Source organism: Citrobacter amalonaticus, assembly GCF_037053465.1.
GTDB classification, from domain to species: Bacteria; Pseudomonadota; Gammaproteobacteria; order Enterobacterales; family Enterobacteriaceae; genus Citrobacter_A; species Citrobacter_A amalonaticus_H.
The window spans coordinates 265,367-279,595 of sequence record NZ_JBALIF010000004.1 but is presented as its reverse complement, the minus strand read 5'-3'; the positions used below and the strand labels follow the sequence as shown (position 1 = coordinate 279,595).

General features: G+C 53.7%; 14 protein-coding genes and 1 pseudogene. 8 read left to right on the top strand and 7 right to left on the bottom strand.

Going from position 1 to position 14,229, the window contains the following annotated elements; genetic code table 11:
• Positions 1-13 precede the first annotated feature (13 nt).
• A complete protein-coding gene (fucA, locus tag WB371_RS09030) occupies positions 14-661 on the bottom strand; it encodes an L-fuculose-phosphate aldolase (protein ID WP_336219725.1) in 648 nt (215 codons plus the stop codon).
• Positions 662-1,206: 545 nt separating this feature from the next.
• Here fucA and fucP point away from each other — a divergent pair.
• The 5 genes from fucP (at position 1,207) to fucR (ending at position 7,033) form a co-directional block, all read left to right on the top strand.
• Positions 1,207-2,517: an L-fucose:H+ symporter permease gene (gene fucP / locus WB371_RS09025; protein ID WP_336219724.1), complete on the top strand. Its 1,311-nt coding sequence runs from the start codon at positions 1,207-1,209 to the stop codon at positions 2,515-2,517.
• Positions 2,518-2,547: 30 nt separating this feature from the next.
• Positions 2,548-4,323, top strand: coding sequence for an L-fucose isomerase (gene fucI, locus WB371_RS09020; protein WP_336219723.1), 1,776 nt, complete (start codon positions 2,548-2,550; stop codon positions 4,321-4,323).
• A gap of 98 nt (positions 4,324-4,421) precedes the next feature.
• Complete coding sequence (gene fucK, locus WB371_RS09015; protein WP_336219722.1) at positions 4,422-5,840, top strand: L-fuculokinase; 1,419 nt, start codon at positions 4,422-4,424, stop codon at positions 5,838-5,840.
• A 1-nt stretch (position 5,841) separates the two neighbouring features.
• Complete coding sequence (gene fucU / locus WB371_RS09010; protein WP_336219721.1) at positions 5,842-6,264, top strand: L-fucose mutarotase; 423 nt, start codon at positions 5,842-5,844, stop codon at positions 6,262-6,264.
• 58 nt (positions 6,265-6,322) lie between these two features.
• Positions 6,323-7,033, top strand: a complete 711-nt coding sequence (gene fucR / locus WB371_RS09005; RefSeq protein WP_336219867.1) for an L-fucose operon activator — start codon at positions 6,323-6,325, stop codon at positions 7,031-7,033.
• 62 nt (positions 7,034-7,095) lie between these two features.
• Here fucR and rlmM read toward each other — a convergent pair whose 3' ends face one another.
• From rlmM to WB371_RS08985, 4 genes are all read right to left on the bottom strand, one after another.
• On the bottom strand, positions 7,096-8,196 hold the full coding sequence (rlmM, locus tag WB371_RS09000) for a 23S rRNA (cytidine(2498)-2'-O)-methyltransferase RlmM (RefSeq protein WP_336219720.1): 1,101 nt from the start codon (positions 8,194-8,196) through the stop codon (positions 7,096-7,098).
• Positions 8,189-8,584, bottom strand: a complete 396-nt coding sequence (locus WB371_RS08995) for a DUF423 domain-containing protein (protein ID WP_336219719.1) — start codon at positions 8,582-8,584, stop codon at positions 8,189-8,191. The genes rlmM and WB371_RS08995 overlap by 8 nt, the downstream gene beginning before the upstream one ends.
• Positions 8,585-8,602: 18 nt before the next feature.
• Positions 8,603-9,520 (bottom strand): glycine cleavage system transcriptional regulator GcvA, encoded by a 918-nt coding sequence (gene gcvA, locus WB371_RS08990; RefSeq protein ID WP_336219718.1) that lies wholly within the window; start codon positions 9,518-9,520, stop codon positions 8,603-8,605.
• A gap of 351 nt (positions 9,521-9,871) precedes the next feature.
• Entirely contained in the window at positions 9,872-10,099 is a 228-nt protein-coding gene (locus tag WB371_RS08985) for a YgdI/YgdR family lipoprotein (protein WP_336219717.1), read from the bottom strand.
• 200 nt (positions 10,100-10,299) lie between these two features.
• Between WB371_RS08985 and csdA the strand changes: the two genes are divergently transcribed.
• A complete protein-coding gene (gene csdA, locus WB371_RS08980; RefSeq protein WP_336219716.1) occupies positions 10,300-11,505 on the top strand; it encodes a cysteine desulfurase CsdA in 1,206 nt (401 codons plus the stop codon).
• A complete protein-coding gene (csdE, locus tag WB371_RS08975; protein WP_336219715.1) occupies positions 11,505-11,954 on the top strand; it encodes a cysteine desulfurase sulfur acceptor subunit CsdE in 450 nt (149 codons plus the stop codon). Before csdA ends, csdE begins: the two co-directional genes overlap by 1 nt.
• On the opposite strand, the gene tcdA is transcribed toward csdE, so the two are convergent.
• Entirely contained in the window at positions 11,936-12,751 is an 816-nt protein-coding gene (gene tcdA, locus WB371_RS08970; protein WP_336219714.1) for a tRNA cyclic N6-threonylcarbamoyladenosine(37) synthase TcdA, read from the bottom strand. The two genes, csdE and tcdA, sit on opposite strands and share 19 nt — an antisense overlap.
• A gap of 82 nt (positions 12,752-12,833) precedes the next feature.
• Here tcdA and WB371_RS23785 point away from each other — a divergent pair.
• Positions 12,834-13,022: pseudogene (locus WB371_RS23785) on the top strand (hypothetical protein); the annotation flags it as partial.
• On the opposite strand, the gene mltA reads toward WB371_RS23785, so the two are convergent.
• Positions 13,019-14,116: a murein transglycosylase A gene (gene mltA, locus WB371_RS08965; RefSeq protein WP_336219713.1), complete on the bottom strand. Its 1,098-nt coding sequence runs from the start codon at positions 14,114-14,116 to the stop codon at positions 13,019-13,021. The pseudogene WB371_RS23785 and the gene mltA sit on opposite strands and share 4 nt — an antisense overlap.
• Positions 14,117-14,229 lie beyond the last annotated feature (113 nt).

Here is a 14,229-nt window from a genome sequence, read left to right as displayed (position 1 = left end):
TTCGGTTGCGAAATTACTCTTCGATACGTAATCCGTAGGTCTTGAATTTTTCCAGTACGACTGCAATTTCATCATCATCCAGAATTGGCACCGGGTCGGTGATTGCCAGCGTGGTCAGGTACAGTTGCGCCAGCACTTCCACTTCATGCGCCAGCCACAGCGCTTTTTCTAAATTAGCTTCACACGCTATCAGCCCATGATGCTGAAGCAATGTTGCCTTGCGATTTTTGAGGGCTACGGCAACAAATTCTGACAATGCCTGCGTGCCAAACGTGGCATAAGGGGCGCAGGGAATCGAATTTCCCCCTGCGGCGGCAATCATATAATGGATGGCCGGGATAGGTCGGTTGAGGATCGAAACCGCCGTACAATGCACGGCATGATTATGGACGACGGCATGCGCATCCGGGCGCGTCTGGTATGCGGCCATATGAAAACGCCACTCGCTGGAGGGGAGTTTCCCCTGTTCATGTTTTCCATCGGCATCAATGTAAACAATGTGGGATTCAGTGAGTTTCTCGTAAGGAACCCCCGTCGGGGTGATTAACATCCCCCCTTCGAAACGCACGCTTACGTTGCCAGCCGTTCCCTGATTTAACCCCAGCCGGGTCATTTCCAGGCAGGTATCGATGATCTGCCGGGCCAGTGTGTTTCGTTCCATTACTTACCTCTCTCGATGATTCAAAAGCACCAACAGAACAATCCTTATCATTCTGTTGAATTAATCGCGTATTTGTTCACCATCATCATATCGATTACTAAATAAGGAATTTGAAACGTTATATTTTGTGACGCATCTCTATTAATTACGCAAAATCATTCTCTGTTTCGCTCTCTCTTCCCATAAAAAATGACCGCTCTTAATAAGTTTTTTTAAAACGGGCATTTTCCTTCAACGTTGTAACAAATGCCCGTTTTCGTGGTAATAAATTAATTCGGTCATTCAGGCTGTGGGTTTTAAACTTTATTTTCTCAAACGGGCATTGTTTTTTATAAATTAAAGTGACGATAATCACATAAAGTTCTTCTTCATCCCCTAAATGTGACCGCTATCATATTAAACGCCCCTTTTTATTTGAAAATGAATTCATGAGTTCCTTCCAGGTCGCCCCTGAATACGGGTTACAAACAAGAACTCTCCGGATTTTTACGGTCTGGCGGGAAAGACCAACCACACTCTGACGCTTCTGAACCGATGAGGATGCTATGGGAAATACAACAATACAAACGCAGAGCTTTCGTGCTGCGGCCAGCGGGCAAAGTCAGCGCTACATCATTCCGTTCGCCTTACTTTGTTCGCTATTTTTTCTTTGGGCTGTCGCGAATAACCTGAACGACATATTATTACCTCAGTTTCAACAAGCTTTTACGTTAACCAATTTCCAGGCTGGGCTGATTCAGTCAGCTTTTTATTTCGGTTATTTCGTTATTCCCATTCCTGCCGGGATATTAATGAAAAAACTGAGTTACAAAGCAGGGATTATTACCGGGCTATTCTTATATGCTTTTGGCGCGGCGTTATTCTGGCCCGCAGCCGAAATCATGAATTACACCTTATTTTTGATCGGCCTTTTTATTATCGCCGCAGGTTTAGGTTGCCTTGAAACAGCAGCAAACCCCTTCGTGACCGTATTAGGACCAGAGAGCGGCGGGCATTTCCGGCTGAATCTGGCGCAAACATTTAACTCTTTTGGCGCTATTATCGCCGTCGTCTTTGGGCAAAGCCTTATTTTGTCTAACGTGCCACATCAATCGCAGGATGTGCTCGATAAAATGTCGCCGGAACAACTCAGCGCCTATAAACACAGTCTGGTGTTATCGGTGCAAACGCCTTACATGATAATCGTGGCTATCGTGCTCGTTGTCGCCCTTCTTATCATGTTGACCCGATTCCCGGCCCTGCAGAGTGACGATCACAGTGACACTGAACAAAGTACCTTTTCCGCTTCACTGGCTCGCCTCGTACGCATCCGCCACTGGCGCTGGGCCGTACTGGCACAGTTCTGCTATGTTGGCGCGCAAACGGCCTGCTGGAGCTATCTGATTCGTTACGCAATCGAAGAGATCCCCGGCATGACGCCCGGTTTTGCGGCTAACTATCTGACCGGCACGATGGTGTGCTTCTTTATTGGTCGCTTCTCCGGCACCTGGCTTATCAGTCGCTTCGCACCGCATAAAGTGCTGGCAGCGTATGCCCTGCTCGCCATGCTTTTGTGTCTGATTTCAGCCTTTAGCGGTGGTCATATTGGTCTGCTGGCACTGACGCTGTGCAGCGCGTTTATGTCTATTCAGTATCCGACCATTTTCTCTCTGGGCATCAAAAATCTCGGCCAGGACACGAAGTACGGTTCGTCCTTCATCGTCATGACCATCATTGGCGGCGGCATCGTCACGCCGGTGATGGGTTTCGTCAGCGATGCGGCGGGTAACATCCCCACGGCGGAACTGGTCCCGGCGCTCTGCTTTGCCGTCATCTTTATTTTTGCTCGTTTCCGTTCTCAAACGGCAACAAACTGAACATTTTCCGAATAACGTGAGGAACCTGTAATGAAAAAAATCAGCTTACCGAAGATAGGTATCCGCCCGGTGATTGATGGGCGTCGTATGGGCGTACGCGAGTCGCTGGAAGAGCAGACCATGAATATGGCAAAAGCGACGGCGGCGCTTATCAGCGAGAAACTCCGCCACGCCTGCGGCGCGCAGGTTGAGTGTGTGATTGCCGATAGCTGCATCGCAGGAATGGCGGAATCTGCCGCCTGTGAAGAGAAATTCAGCAGCCAGAACGTGGGCGTGACGATAACGGTCACTCCGTGCTGGTGCTATGGCAGTGAAACCATCGATATGGATCCGATGCGTCCAAAAGCGATCTGGGGCTTCAACGGTACAGAGCGTCCTGGCGCGGTGTATCTGGCGGCGGCACTGGCTGCTCACAGTCAGAAAGGCATTCCGGCGTTCTCCATTTACGGTCATGACGTGCAGGATGCAGATGACACCTCCATTCCAGCCGATGTGGAAGAAAAACTGCTGCGCTTTGCGCGAGCTGGCCTCGCCGTTGCCACCCTGAAAGGTAAAAGCTATCTCTCCGTCGGTGGCGTATCAATGGGGATCGCCGGTTCCATCGTTGACCATAATTTCTTCGAATCCTGGCTGGGTATGAAAGTTCAGGCCGTGGATATGACGGAGCTGCGCCGTCGCATTGACCAGAAAATTTATGACGAAGCCGAGCTGGAAATGGCGCTGGCGTGGGCAGATAAAAACTTCCGTTATGGCGAAGATCAAAACGCCCAACAATATAAGCGCAATGAAGCGCAGAGCCGCGCGGTGCTGAAAGAGAGCCTGCTGATGGCAATGTGTATTCGCGACATGATGCAAGGTAACAAAAAGCTGGCGGAGAAAGGGCTGGTCGAAGAATCCCTCGGTTACAACGCGATTGCGGCAGGTTTCCAGGGTCAACGTCACTGGACCGATCAATACCCCAACGGCGATACCGCAGAAGCGCTACTGAACAGCTCTTTTGACTGGAACGGCGTCCGCGAACCGTTTGTGGTCGCCACCGAAAACGACAGCCTGAACGGTGTTGCGATGCTGATGGGCCATCAGTTAACCGGTACGGCCCAGATCTTCGCCGACGTGCGCACCTACTGGTCGCCACAAGCCGTAGAGCGCGTGACCGGTAAACCGCTTACCGGCCTGGCGGAGCATGGGATCATCCACTTGATCAACTCCGGTTCTGCGGCCCTCGACGGCTCCTGTAAGCAGCGAGACGACAACGGCAAGCCGACCATGAAACCGCACTGGGAAATAACTTCGCAGGAAGCGGATGCCTGTCTGGCGGCGACCGAATGGTGTCCGGCGATTCATGAATACTTTCGTGGGGGCGGTTTCTCTTCCCGCTTCCTGACCGAAGGCGGCGTGCCGTTTACCATGACTCGCGTGAATATCATTAAAGGCCTGGGTCCGGTTCTGCAAATCGCCGAAGGCTGGAGCGTCGAATTACCCAAAGAGATGCACGATCAGCTTGATGCCCGCACCAACTCGACCTGGCCGACAACCTGGTTCGCACCGCGTCTCACCGGCAAAGGCCCGTTCTCCGACGTCTATTCCGTTATGGCGAACTGGGGGGCGAACCACGGCGTACTGACCATCGGCCACGTTGGCGCTGACTTTATCACCCTGGCATCCATGCTGCGCATTCCCGTCTGTATGCATAACGTAGAAGAAGCGAAGATCTACCGCCCTTCCGCCTGGGCAGCACACGGTATGGATAGCGAAGGCCAGGATTATCGCGCGTGCCAGAACTACGGACCGCTGTACAAACGCTAAGGTTTTTTGCCCGGTAGCGCATGCTTACCGGGCTGACAAAATGCACCATTTCAGGCCGGAGAAGCGTCACGCCCTCCGGCTATGTTCAGGGAGTCATTATGAATCAAGACGTCATCCTGGTCCTTGACTGCGGCGCTACCAACGTCCGGGCGATTGCCGTTGATCGTCAGGGTAACATTGTCGCCCGCGCCGCAACGCCCAATGCCAGCGATATTGCCGTCGAAAATAGCGCCTGGCACCAGTGGTCGCTGGATGCCATTCTTCAACGTTTTGCCGACTGCTGCCAGAGAGTAGCGACGGCGTTATCCACCCGGCAGATCCGCGGTATTACGGTCACCACCTTCGGTGTTGACGGCGCGCTGGTCGATAAACAGGGCCAGTTGCTCTATCCGGTGATTAGCTGGAAATGCCCACGTACCGCAGCGGTCATGGAAAACATCAGCCGAATCATGCGCCCGCAGCAGCTCCAGGCGATTTCGGGCGTCGGCGCTTTCAGCTTCAATACACTGTATAAGCTGGTCTGGCTGAAAGAAAACCACCCACAGTTGCTGGAACAGGCTCACGCCTGGCTGTTCATCTCCTCATTGATCAACCACCGTTTAACCGGTGAATTCACCACCGACATCACGATGGCCGGAACCAGCCAGATGCTGGACATTGCCCAACGCGATTTCAGCGACGACATTTTGCAGGCTGCGGGTTTACCACGCCGTCTTTTTCCTCGTCTGGTCGAGGCCGGTGAGCAGGTTGGTACTCTGCAAGCCGATGCCGCCGCACTGCTGGGGCTTCCCGCCGGAATTCCGGTCATCTCGGCCGGACATGACACGCAGTTTGCTCTGTTTGGCGCAGGCGCCGCGCAGAACGAACCGGTGCTCTCTTCCGGCACGTGGGAGATTCTGATGGTACGCAGCGCTGAGGTGAATACCCCGCTGCTGAGCCACTATGCCGGATCGACCTGCGAACTGGACAGCCACGCCGGACTGTACAACCCCGGTATGCAGTGGCTCGCATCAGGCGTACTCGAATGGGTGCGCAAACTGTTCTGGACAGCAGATACCCCCTGGCAAACGCTGATTGAAGAAGCCCGGGCAATCCCCGCTGGCGCCCAGGGGGTGAAAATGCACTGCGATCTGCTTGCCTGCCAGAACGCGGGTTGGCAAGGCGTGACGCTCAATACCACCCGGGGCCATTTTTATCGCGCGGCCCTGGAAGGCCTGACAGAGCAACTTGCGCGAAATTTGCATACCCTGGAAAAAATCGCCCATTTCCAGGCAAGCGAACTGCTGCTGGTCGGTGGAGGAAGCCGGAATGCGCTCTGGAATCAAATTAAAGCCGATATGCTCGATCTTCCCATTAAGGTGCTGGATGACGCGGAAACCACGGTAGCTGGCGCGGCAATGTACGGCTGGTTTGGCGTGGGCGCGTTTACCACGCCGGAACAGGCCAGATCGCAAGTGAATTACCACTACCGCTATTTTTATCCACACACCGAACCCGAATTCATTGAGGGCGTTTAAAATGCTAAAAACAATTTCACCACTCATTTCCCCGGAACTGCTGAAGACCCTGGCGGAAATGGGGCACGGCGACGAGATCATCTTTTCTGATGCTCACTTCCCTGCGCACAGTCTGGGCCCCCAGGTTATACGCGCCGACGGTTTGTCGGTGAGCGATTTGCTGCGCGCCATCATTCCGCTGTTTGAACTCGACAGCTACGCCCCGCCGCTGGTCATGATGGCGGCGGTCGCTGGCGATTCTCTCGATCCAGGCGTTGAAACACGTTATCGCGAGGCGCTTTCGCAACAGCAACCGTGCCCGGAAATCACGCGCATCGACCGGTACGCGTTTTATGAATGTGCGCAAAAAGCCTTTGCGATCGTTATCACAGGTGAGCGCGCGAAGTACGGGAATATTCTTTTAAAAAAAGGGGTAACGCCGTAACCTCAAGCCGGTACGCCCGTCGGGTGCGGGCGTTTATCGAATGAAGGGACGGGAAAAGATGAAAGCGGCACGCCAGCAAGCGATAGTAGACCTGCTGATGAACCATAACAGCCTGACAACCGACGCGTTGTCCGTTGAGCTTAATGTCAGCAAAGAGACCATTCGCCGCGATCTCAGCGAACTGCAGGCGCAGGGTAAAATCCTGCGTAACCACGGTCGTGCTAAATATATCCATCGGGAAAACCAGGACAGCGGAGATCCCTTTCACATCCGGCTGAAGAGTCATTATGCGCATAAGGCAGATATTGCCCGGGAAGCATTAACCTGGATTGAAGAAGGCATGGTGATTGCGCTGGATGCCAGCTCCACCTGCTGGTATCTGGCGCGCCAACTGCCGGATATCAATATTCACGTTTTCACCAACAGCCATCCCATCTGCCAGGAGCTGGGCAAACGTGAGCAGATCCAGCTCATTAGCTCCGGCGGCCAACTGGAACGTAAATACGGGTGCTATGTTAATCCTTCCCTGATCTCACAGCTCAAATCGCTCGACATCGATCTGTTTATTTTTTCCTGCGAGGGAATCGACAGCAGCGGCGCGCTGTGGGACTCCAATGCCATCAACGCCGGCTTTAAATCTATTTTGCTAAAACGCGCGTCGCAATCGCTGTTACTGATCGACAAAAGCAAATTTAACCGCTCAGGGGAAGCCCGGCTCGGGCATCTGGATGATGTGACGCATATTATTTCAGATGCGTCACAACCGTAGTGGAAAGAGAAAACATGACTGGCCTGAAAACGTCCCCGCTTTCAGGCCAGGGAGAAGAGTGACTACCGCTCGTCGCGACGACCACCCACCGCCGCCCACAGGCGACGCACATGCACCGTCACCTCTTCACGATCGTGGTACAACTGACGCGCCTGAATCTGTGCATTCACACCGTGTTCATCAAGCTGCGCCTGAATATACGCCAGGTTCTGCGAGACCTCTTCATAGCGTTTTTTCATCGGTAATTTGAGGTTGAAAATAGTCTCCCGGCACCAGCCGTTAACCAGCCACTGCGCCATCAGCGCGGCGACCTTCGCCGGTTTCTCGACCATGTCACAAACCATCCACGAAATGTTGTTACGATTCGGGCGATACTTAAAGCCATCTTCACGCAGCCAGGTCACCTGTCCGGTATCCATCAGGCTTTGCGCCATCGGTCCGTTATCGACGGAATACACCCACATGTTGCGTTTGACCAGTTGATATGTCCAGCCGCCGGGACAGGCCCCCAAATCCACTGCGTACATACCGTTCGCCAGGCGTTCATCCCACTCATCTTCCGGAATAAACACGTGCAGGGCTTCTTCCAGTTTCAGCGTTGAACGGCTGGGCGCATCGGCCGGGAACTTCAGGCGCGGAATACCCATATAGTATGGCGAGTTGTTACTGGCGTAAGAGTAGCCGGTATAGCAGCAGCCTGGCGCAATAAAGAAGACATGGACAACCGGGCGCTTCGGCGTTTCATAGTTTGTCAGAATACCTGCATCACGCAGCGCGGCGCGCAGCGGTACGGTGAATTTGCGGCAGAACTTCATCAGCTCTTTGCTTTCGTTGGTATCTGCGACTTCCACGCGCAGATCGCCCCCCTTCTCCACCACGCCCTGCAACATGCCGACAATCGGCGTAATGCGGTCTTCCGGCGGTAAATGCTGGAGTAACTCGCCGACGACAAACCACTGACGGGCAAAAATCAGCGAACTGAAGGGCAGTTCGCTGATGATTTTTTCAGCATCGTCGGCCTGGTAGCATTCATAGATGACATAACCCGCGTTCTCTTTGACGCGCGCAAAACCAAACAGCTCCCGACGCCCTGCCTTATCGGTAATCTCTGCCGCACACTCTTTTTCAAAACCCGGGCGACACAACAACACAACCTTATTCATGAACTACGCTCTTACGCTTTAAACGAATGGCGCCAATTAACATCAGCACCCAACCCGCCAGGAAGCTGACGCCGCCGACAGGGGTAACAAACGCCCACAGGCGCAAATGAGAGAGTGCCAGGCAATACAGGCTGCCGCTAAACAGTACCGTGCCTAACGCCAGGAAGACGCTGCTCCAGTAAAACCAGATGCTGATGCGGCGCTGCATCGCAACCGCCAGCCCAAAAATAGCCAGCGTATGAAACGCCTGGTACTGCAGGCCGGTCTGGATCCAGCCCATTTCATCCACACCGAGGGTTTTGCTCAGGACGTGGGCGCCAAAAGCCCCCAGAGCGACATAGATAAAGCCACTGACAGCGGCAAAAATCAGCATAAATCGGCTGGTCATCGTAATACCCTAAGTAAGTTATTGTTCATAACGAAAGCGGAATTTTTCTTGCTCTGTCGCCGCTTTTGCCAGAATCCACTGACGGAAGGCAGCTATTTTACCCAGTTCTGCCTGACTGTCATGACAAACCAGATAAAAGGCGTTCTTACTGACTAACACATCATTAAACGGACAGACGAGTCGCCCCGCCTCGATTTCTGATTGCGCCATCACGTTGTTCGCCAGCGCAACGCCCTGTCCGTGGATAGCGGCCTGAAGCACCATCGCACTGTGGCTAAAGATAGGCCCCTGCTGCACATTGATGTGATTCAGACCCAGTTGGCGCGTGTAGGTTTGCCAGTCACGACGCGAGGCATCGTGAAGCAACGTATGTTTGGCTAAATCATCTGGTGACTTCAACGGCTTATCACCCGTCAACAGCAGCGGCGAGCACACCGGTAACAGATATTCGGCGTACAATTTTTCAACGCGCAGCCCCGGCCAGTTGCCACGGCCATAAAAAATCGCCACGTCAACATCGTCCGCCAGCTTGTCTTCCTGACGGTCGACAGCCTGGATCCGGACGTCAATTCCCGGATAAGCTGAATTAAAGCTTGAGAGCCTCGGCACTAACCATTGAATGGCAAAACTGGGCAATAAACTGACCGTCAGCGCCCCTTTCGCACTCCGCGCCTGAAGTTTACGCGTCGCATCGGTTAATTGCGAAAAAATCTCTTTGATGTCGAGAAAGTAGCTTTGGCCTTCTTCGGTAAGAAGAAGAGAACGGTTGCGTCGACGGAACAGTTTAAGCCCCAGAAAATCCTCAAGTGACTTGATTTGGTGACTTACTGCGGCCTGCGTCACAAAAAGCTCTTCTGCTGCGCGAGTGAAGCTTAAGTGCCGTGCGGCGGCATCAAAAACACGTAATGCGTTCAGGGGGGGAAGTCGTTTTGACATGGCTTTTAGACTTTGATGTTAAAAGAATTTAACAATTAAGCTACACTGTGTAACCTATTAGTTTTTTTAATCTGAGCCATTATAATTTGTCCATTGAGGAACTACCAGCAAATACCTATAGTGGCGGCACTTCCTGAGCCGGAACGAAAAGTTTTATCGGAATGCGTGTTCTGGTGAGCTTTTGGCTTACGGTTGTGATGTTGTGTTGTTGTGTTTGCAATTGGTCTGCGATTCAGACCACGGTAGCGAGGCTACCCTTTTTCACTTCCTGTACATTTACCCTGTCTGTCCATAGTGATTAATGTAGCACCGCCAACTTGCGGTGCTTTTTTTTTGCCCGACAGCGACCGGTTATTTTTCCAGTTCGACCATCTCTTTGACATCAGTACGGTTAATCTGCTGTTTGTTGCCGTTAGCGTCCTTGTACGAAATCATCCCGGTCTCATCATCAGTTTTCGGCTTCCCGTCAGAGACGATGCTCCGTCCATCATTGGTGTGCATCACATAGTTCGAACCGGAACAGGCGCTCAGGGCAAAAGTCAGCATACATGCAGAGATAATTGCGGCAGTCTTTTTCATCTTCTTCTCCTTAAAGCTGTTTATGCTATTAAAAACGGACTTCGTAACAGGCAGAAAGATTTGCCTAACATTATTCAGCATAAGACACTGGTCTGATTTCGCCAGAATATCGAGGATATCCAGAGGATTCCTGGCGTTAAGCAAACCTTGAATCAACGCCAGAATTGCGCCACGATCGGCTGACTGAAGTGAGGAAAATCATGAACGCTTTCAATCCCGCGCAGTTTCGCGCGCAATTTCCTGCATTAGCCGATGCGGGCGTCTATCTTGATAGCGCCGCGACGGCCCTCAAACCACAGGCCGTGATTGAGGCGACCCAACAGTACTATAGCCTGAGCGCCGGCAACGTTCACCGTAGCCAGTTCGCGCAAGCTCAGCGCCTGACGGCTCGTTATGAAGCCGCCAGGGAGAAAGTGGCCCGCCTGTTGAATACGCCAGACGACAAAACCATCGTCTGGACGCGTGGCACCACAGAGGCCATCAATATGGTGGCGCAAAGTTACGCCCGCCCTCGCCTGCAACCCGGTGATGAGATTATCGTCAGCGTCGCGGAACATCACGCCAACCTCGTGCCGTGGCTGATGGTCGCGGAGCAGACCGGCGCAAAAGTGGTCAAACTGCCGCTTAACGCCCAACATCTGCCGGATGTTGAACGCTTACCGGAATTCATCACTCCGCGCAGTAAAATCCTCGCCCTGGGACAAATGTCGAACGTTACTGGCGGCTGTCCGGACTTAGCCCGTGCCATAACGCTCGCCCATGCGGCAGATATGGTCGTGATGGTGGATGGCGCGCAGGGCGTGGTCCATTTCCCGGCAGACGTTCAGACACTCGACATCGATTTTTACGCCTTTTCCGGGCATAAACTGTACGGTCCTACGGGGATCGGCGTGCTGTATGGCAAGCCAGAATTACTGGAAGCCATGTCTCCCTGGCTTGGCGGCGGAAAGATGATCAACGAGGTCAGTTTCGCAGGGTTCACGACGCAGGCGGCACCGTGGAAACTGGAAGCCGGAACACCCAACGTCGCAGGTGTGATCGGCATGAGTACCGCGCTGGAGTGGCTGGCCGACGTAGATATCATCCAGGCAGAAAGCTGGAGTCGCGGTCTGGCAACGCTGGCGGAAGACGCGCTGGCGCAGCGACCGGGATTCCGTTCGTTTCGCTGTCAGGACGCCAGTCTGCTGGCCTTTGATTTTGCCGGAGTGCATCACAGCGATATGGTGACACTGCTTGCAGAGTATGGCATTGCGCTACGCGCCGGACAGCACTGCGCGCAGCCGCTGCTGGCGGAACTTGGCGTAGCGGGTACGCTACGCGCCTCATTTGCGCCCTATAATACCAAAGGCGATGTGGATGCGCTGGTCAACGCCGTTGATCGCGCGCTGGAAATACTGGTGGATTAATGACAAGTCCAATACCTGCCGGACACCCGTTCGGCACAACCATAACCGAAGAAACCTTACGCGATATGTTTCTCCCGCTGACCCAATGGGAAGATAAATATCGTCAACTGATCCTGCTCGGAAAACAACTGCCGGCACTGCCGGAAGCGTTTAAAGCGCAAGCCAGTGAGATTGCTGGCTGCGAAAACCGCGTCTGGCTGGGGTATACATTATCTGAAAAAGGCACGCTGCATTTTTTCGGTGACAGTGAGGGGCGCATCGTGCGTGGGCTACTGGCTGTACTGTTGACTGCCGTGGAAGGCAAAACGGCGGCGGAACTGCTGGCCCACTCGCCGTTGGCACTGTTCGATGAACTGGGGTTACGCACCCAGCTTAGTGCCTCGCGCAGCCAGGGGCTGACGGCGCTGAATGAGGCAATTATTAAGGCGGCTCATACCGCTGGCCCCTGACGTGCCGCTTTTGCCATCATCTTTTTCAACGCATGAGAGACCGCCACAAAACCGAACGTGGCGGTGACCATGGTTGCCGCGCCGAAACCCGACGCACAGTCCATCCGTTTAGGGCCTTCTGCCGTCGCTTTCATGGCGCACACGCTACCGTCAGACTGTGGGTAAACCAGCGCTTCCGTTGAGAACACACAGTCCACTCCCAGTTTTCCTTTGCTGTTTTTCACCACGCCAAAATCGCTTTTCAGCCGTTCGCGCAGTTTTGCCGCCAGCGGATCCTGAATGGTTTTGGCGAGATCGACGACCTGAATCTGGGTGGGGTCTACCTGTCCGCCAGCGCCGCCCGTGGTAACCAACGGGATCTTATTGCGGCGACAATACGCAATCAACGCCGCCTTTGGGCGCACGCTGTCAATTGCGTCAATGACGTAGCTAAAACCTGCGCTCATATACTCGGCAACGTTATCCGGCGTCACAAAGTCATCCACCACGGTCACCCGGCAGTCGGGGTTAATTTGGCGAATACGTTCGGCCATCACTTCCGCTTTCGCCAGACCGACATTGTCGCGCAGGGCATGAATCTGGCGGTTGGTGTTGGTCACGCAGACATCATCCATATCGATAAGCGTGATCGCGCCGATACCGGTTCGCGCCAGCGCTTCCGCAGCCCAGGAGCCGACGCCGCCGATGCCGACCACGCAGATATGCGCATTGGCAAACAATTGCAATGATTTCTCACCATACAGACGCGCGGTGCCGCCAAAACGCTGACGCCAGGCATCATTTATTACAACAGCCATACCACCTCAGAAATAAAAAGGGCAATTCGAACGCAGGTCGGATAAGGCGTTTACGCCGCCATCCGGCACGGGTATCAAGATGCTATTGCCTGATGGCGCTACGCTTATCAGGCCTACAACGCAATTCGAACGCAGGTCGGATAAGGCGTTTTCGCCGCCATCCGACACAGGTATCGCGATGCTATTGCCTGATGGCGCTACGCTTATCAGGCCTGCAACGCAATTCGAACACAGGTCGGATAAGGCGTTTTCGCCGCCATCCGACAACTAGCCGCTAAACACGTTACCCGCGCCTGGCGCACTCTTCAGGACCCATACGCGGCCATAGTGATTATACCAGCCCGCACGGTGCCCGGCATCCGGACCAATTCCCTGGTAAATATCAAAGTGCTGGCCTTTAATGGCCCCACCAACGTCCAGAGCCACCATCAGACGTAGCTCGTACTGGCCGTTAAACTTACCGTTGTTATCCAGTTGCGGTACTTCTGCGAGTAAGGTGGTGCCCGCCGGGATAATACTGCGATCGGATGCCACGGACGCGCGGCCAATCAATGGAACCGCGCTGGCGCCTTTAACCGGGGCAAAAGACTGCGGTTTAAAGAAGACAAAGGAGGGATTCTGTTCCAGCAGTTCACGCACTTCCGCTTCACTGTGCGTTTCACCCCAGTGGCGAATCGCCTGCATCGACATATCCTCTTTCTTCACTTCGCCACGATCGATAAGCACCTTGCCAATACTGCGATACGCGTGGCCGTTTTTTCCGCCATAGCTAAAGAAGTTCAACGGGGAGCCGTCGCCAAAGTCGATATAGCCACTGCCCTGCACATCCATAATGAAGTTATCCATCAGGGAGTTACTGTAAGCCAGAATATAGCTATCACTCAGTGCGCCGGAATAGATCTCCGCGCGAGACGGCAGCCGTCCCCGCTTTGGCGGCATGCGATAGATAGGATACTGAAACTCGCCCTGTCGGGTATGGCGCGCCTGAATCACCGGGGTGTAGTAACCGGTAAACTGCACGTTGCCGTAGTTATCCGCGCCTTCCATCTGCCAGGCATCAAGGCCGAACTGACGCATCGTGCGCGTGTCACCGCCAGAGCGCAGCCAATCCTGGACGGCGTTATAGACGCTACTCTGATTGCTATACAAACGTGGAGAAGCACTACGAATCTGATTAACCTGCTCGGCAAAATCGCCCGCGTTGATCGGTGCGCCAACGGCATCCGGCTGGTTCACCAGTGAGAAAGGCTGGGTAAACTTCCCGTCTTTATACTGCTGTCCGCGATCGGTAGGTTTGGAACTACAGGCTGCGAGCATTGCCGCCACCGCGCCCATGAGAAGGTAACTGACCCAACGTCCTTTCATTGTTCTCTTCTTTTAGCTGAAAATTATGCGCAATGAAGATAACAAACCCCGCCCCCTAATGAAACGAGCACAAATGCCCCTTCGCAAATTTTGCACAATAATTAAACTGAAAT

Excerpts from the sequence above, each read along its gene's own strand:
- fucA (WP_336219725.1), bottom strand. The coding sequence starts at position 661 with ATGGAACGAAACACACTGGCCCGGCAGATCATCGATACCTGCCTGGAA.
- fucP (WP_336219724.1), top strand. The coding sequence starts at position 1,207 with ATGGGAAATACAACAATACAAACGCAGAGCTTTCGTGCTGCGGCCAGC.
- fucI (WP_336219723.1), top strand. The coding sequence starts at position 2,548 with ATGAAAAAAATCAGCTTACCGAAGATAGGTATCCGCCCGGTGATTGAT.
- fucK (WP_336219722.1), top strand. The coding sequence starts at position 4,422 with ATGAATCAAGACGTCATCCTGGTCCTTGACTGCGGCGCTACCAACGTC.
- fucU (WP_336219721.1), top strand. The coding sequence starts at position 5,842 with ATGCTAAAAACAATTTCACCACTCATTTCCCCGGAACTGCTGAAGACC.
- fucR (WP_336219867.1), top strand. The coding sequence starts at position 6,323 with ATGAAAGCGGCACGCCAGCAAGCGATAGTAGACCTGCTGATGAACCAT.
- rlmM (WP_336219720.1), bottom strand. The coding sequence starts at position 8,196 with ATGAATAAGGTTGTGTTGTTGTGTCGCCCGGGTTTTGAAAAAGAGTGT.
- WB371_RS08995 (WP_336219719.1), bottom strand. The coding sequence starts at position 8,584 with ATGACCAGCCGATTTATGCTGATTTTTGCCGCTGTCAGTGGCTTTATC.
- gcvA (WP_336219718.1), bottom strand. The coding sequence starts at position 9,520 with ATGTCAAAACGACTTCCCCCCCTGAACGCATTACGTGTTTTTGATGCC.
- WB371_RS08985 (WP_336219717.1), bottom strand. The coding sequence starts at position 10,099 with ATGAAAAAGACTGCCGCAATTATCTCTGCATGTATGCTGACTTTTGCC.
- csdA (WP_336219716.1), top strand. The coding sequence starts at position 10,300 with ATGAACGCTTTCAATCCCGCGCAGTTTCGCGCGCAATTTCCTGCATTA.
- csdE (WP_336219715.1), top strand. The coding sequence starts at position 11,505 with ATGACAAGTCCAATACCTGCCGGACACCCGTTCGGCACAACCATAACC.
- tcdA (WP_336219714.1), bottom strand. The coding sequence starts at position 12,751 with ATGGCTGTTGTAATAAATGATGCCTGGCGTCAGCGTTTTGGCGGCACC.
- mltA (WP_336219713.1), bottom strand. The coding sequence starts at position 14,116 with ATGAAAGGACGTTGGGTCAGTTACCTTCTCATGGGCGCGGTGGCGGCA.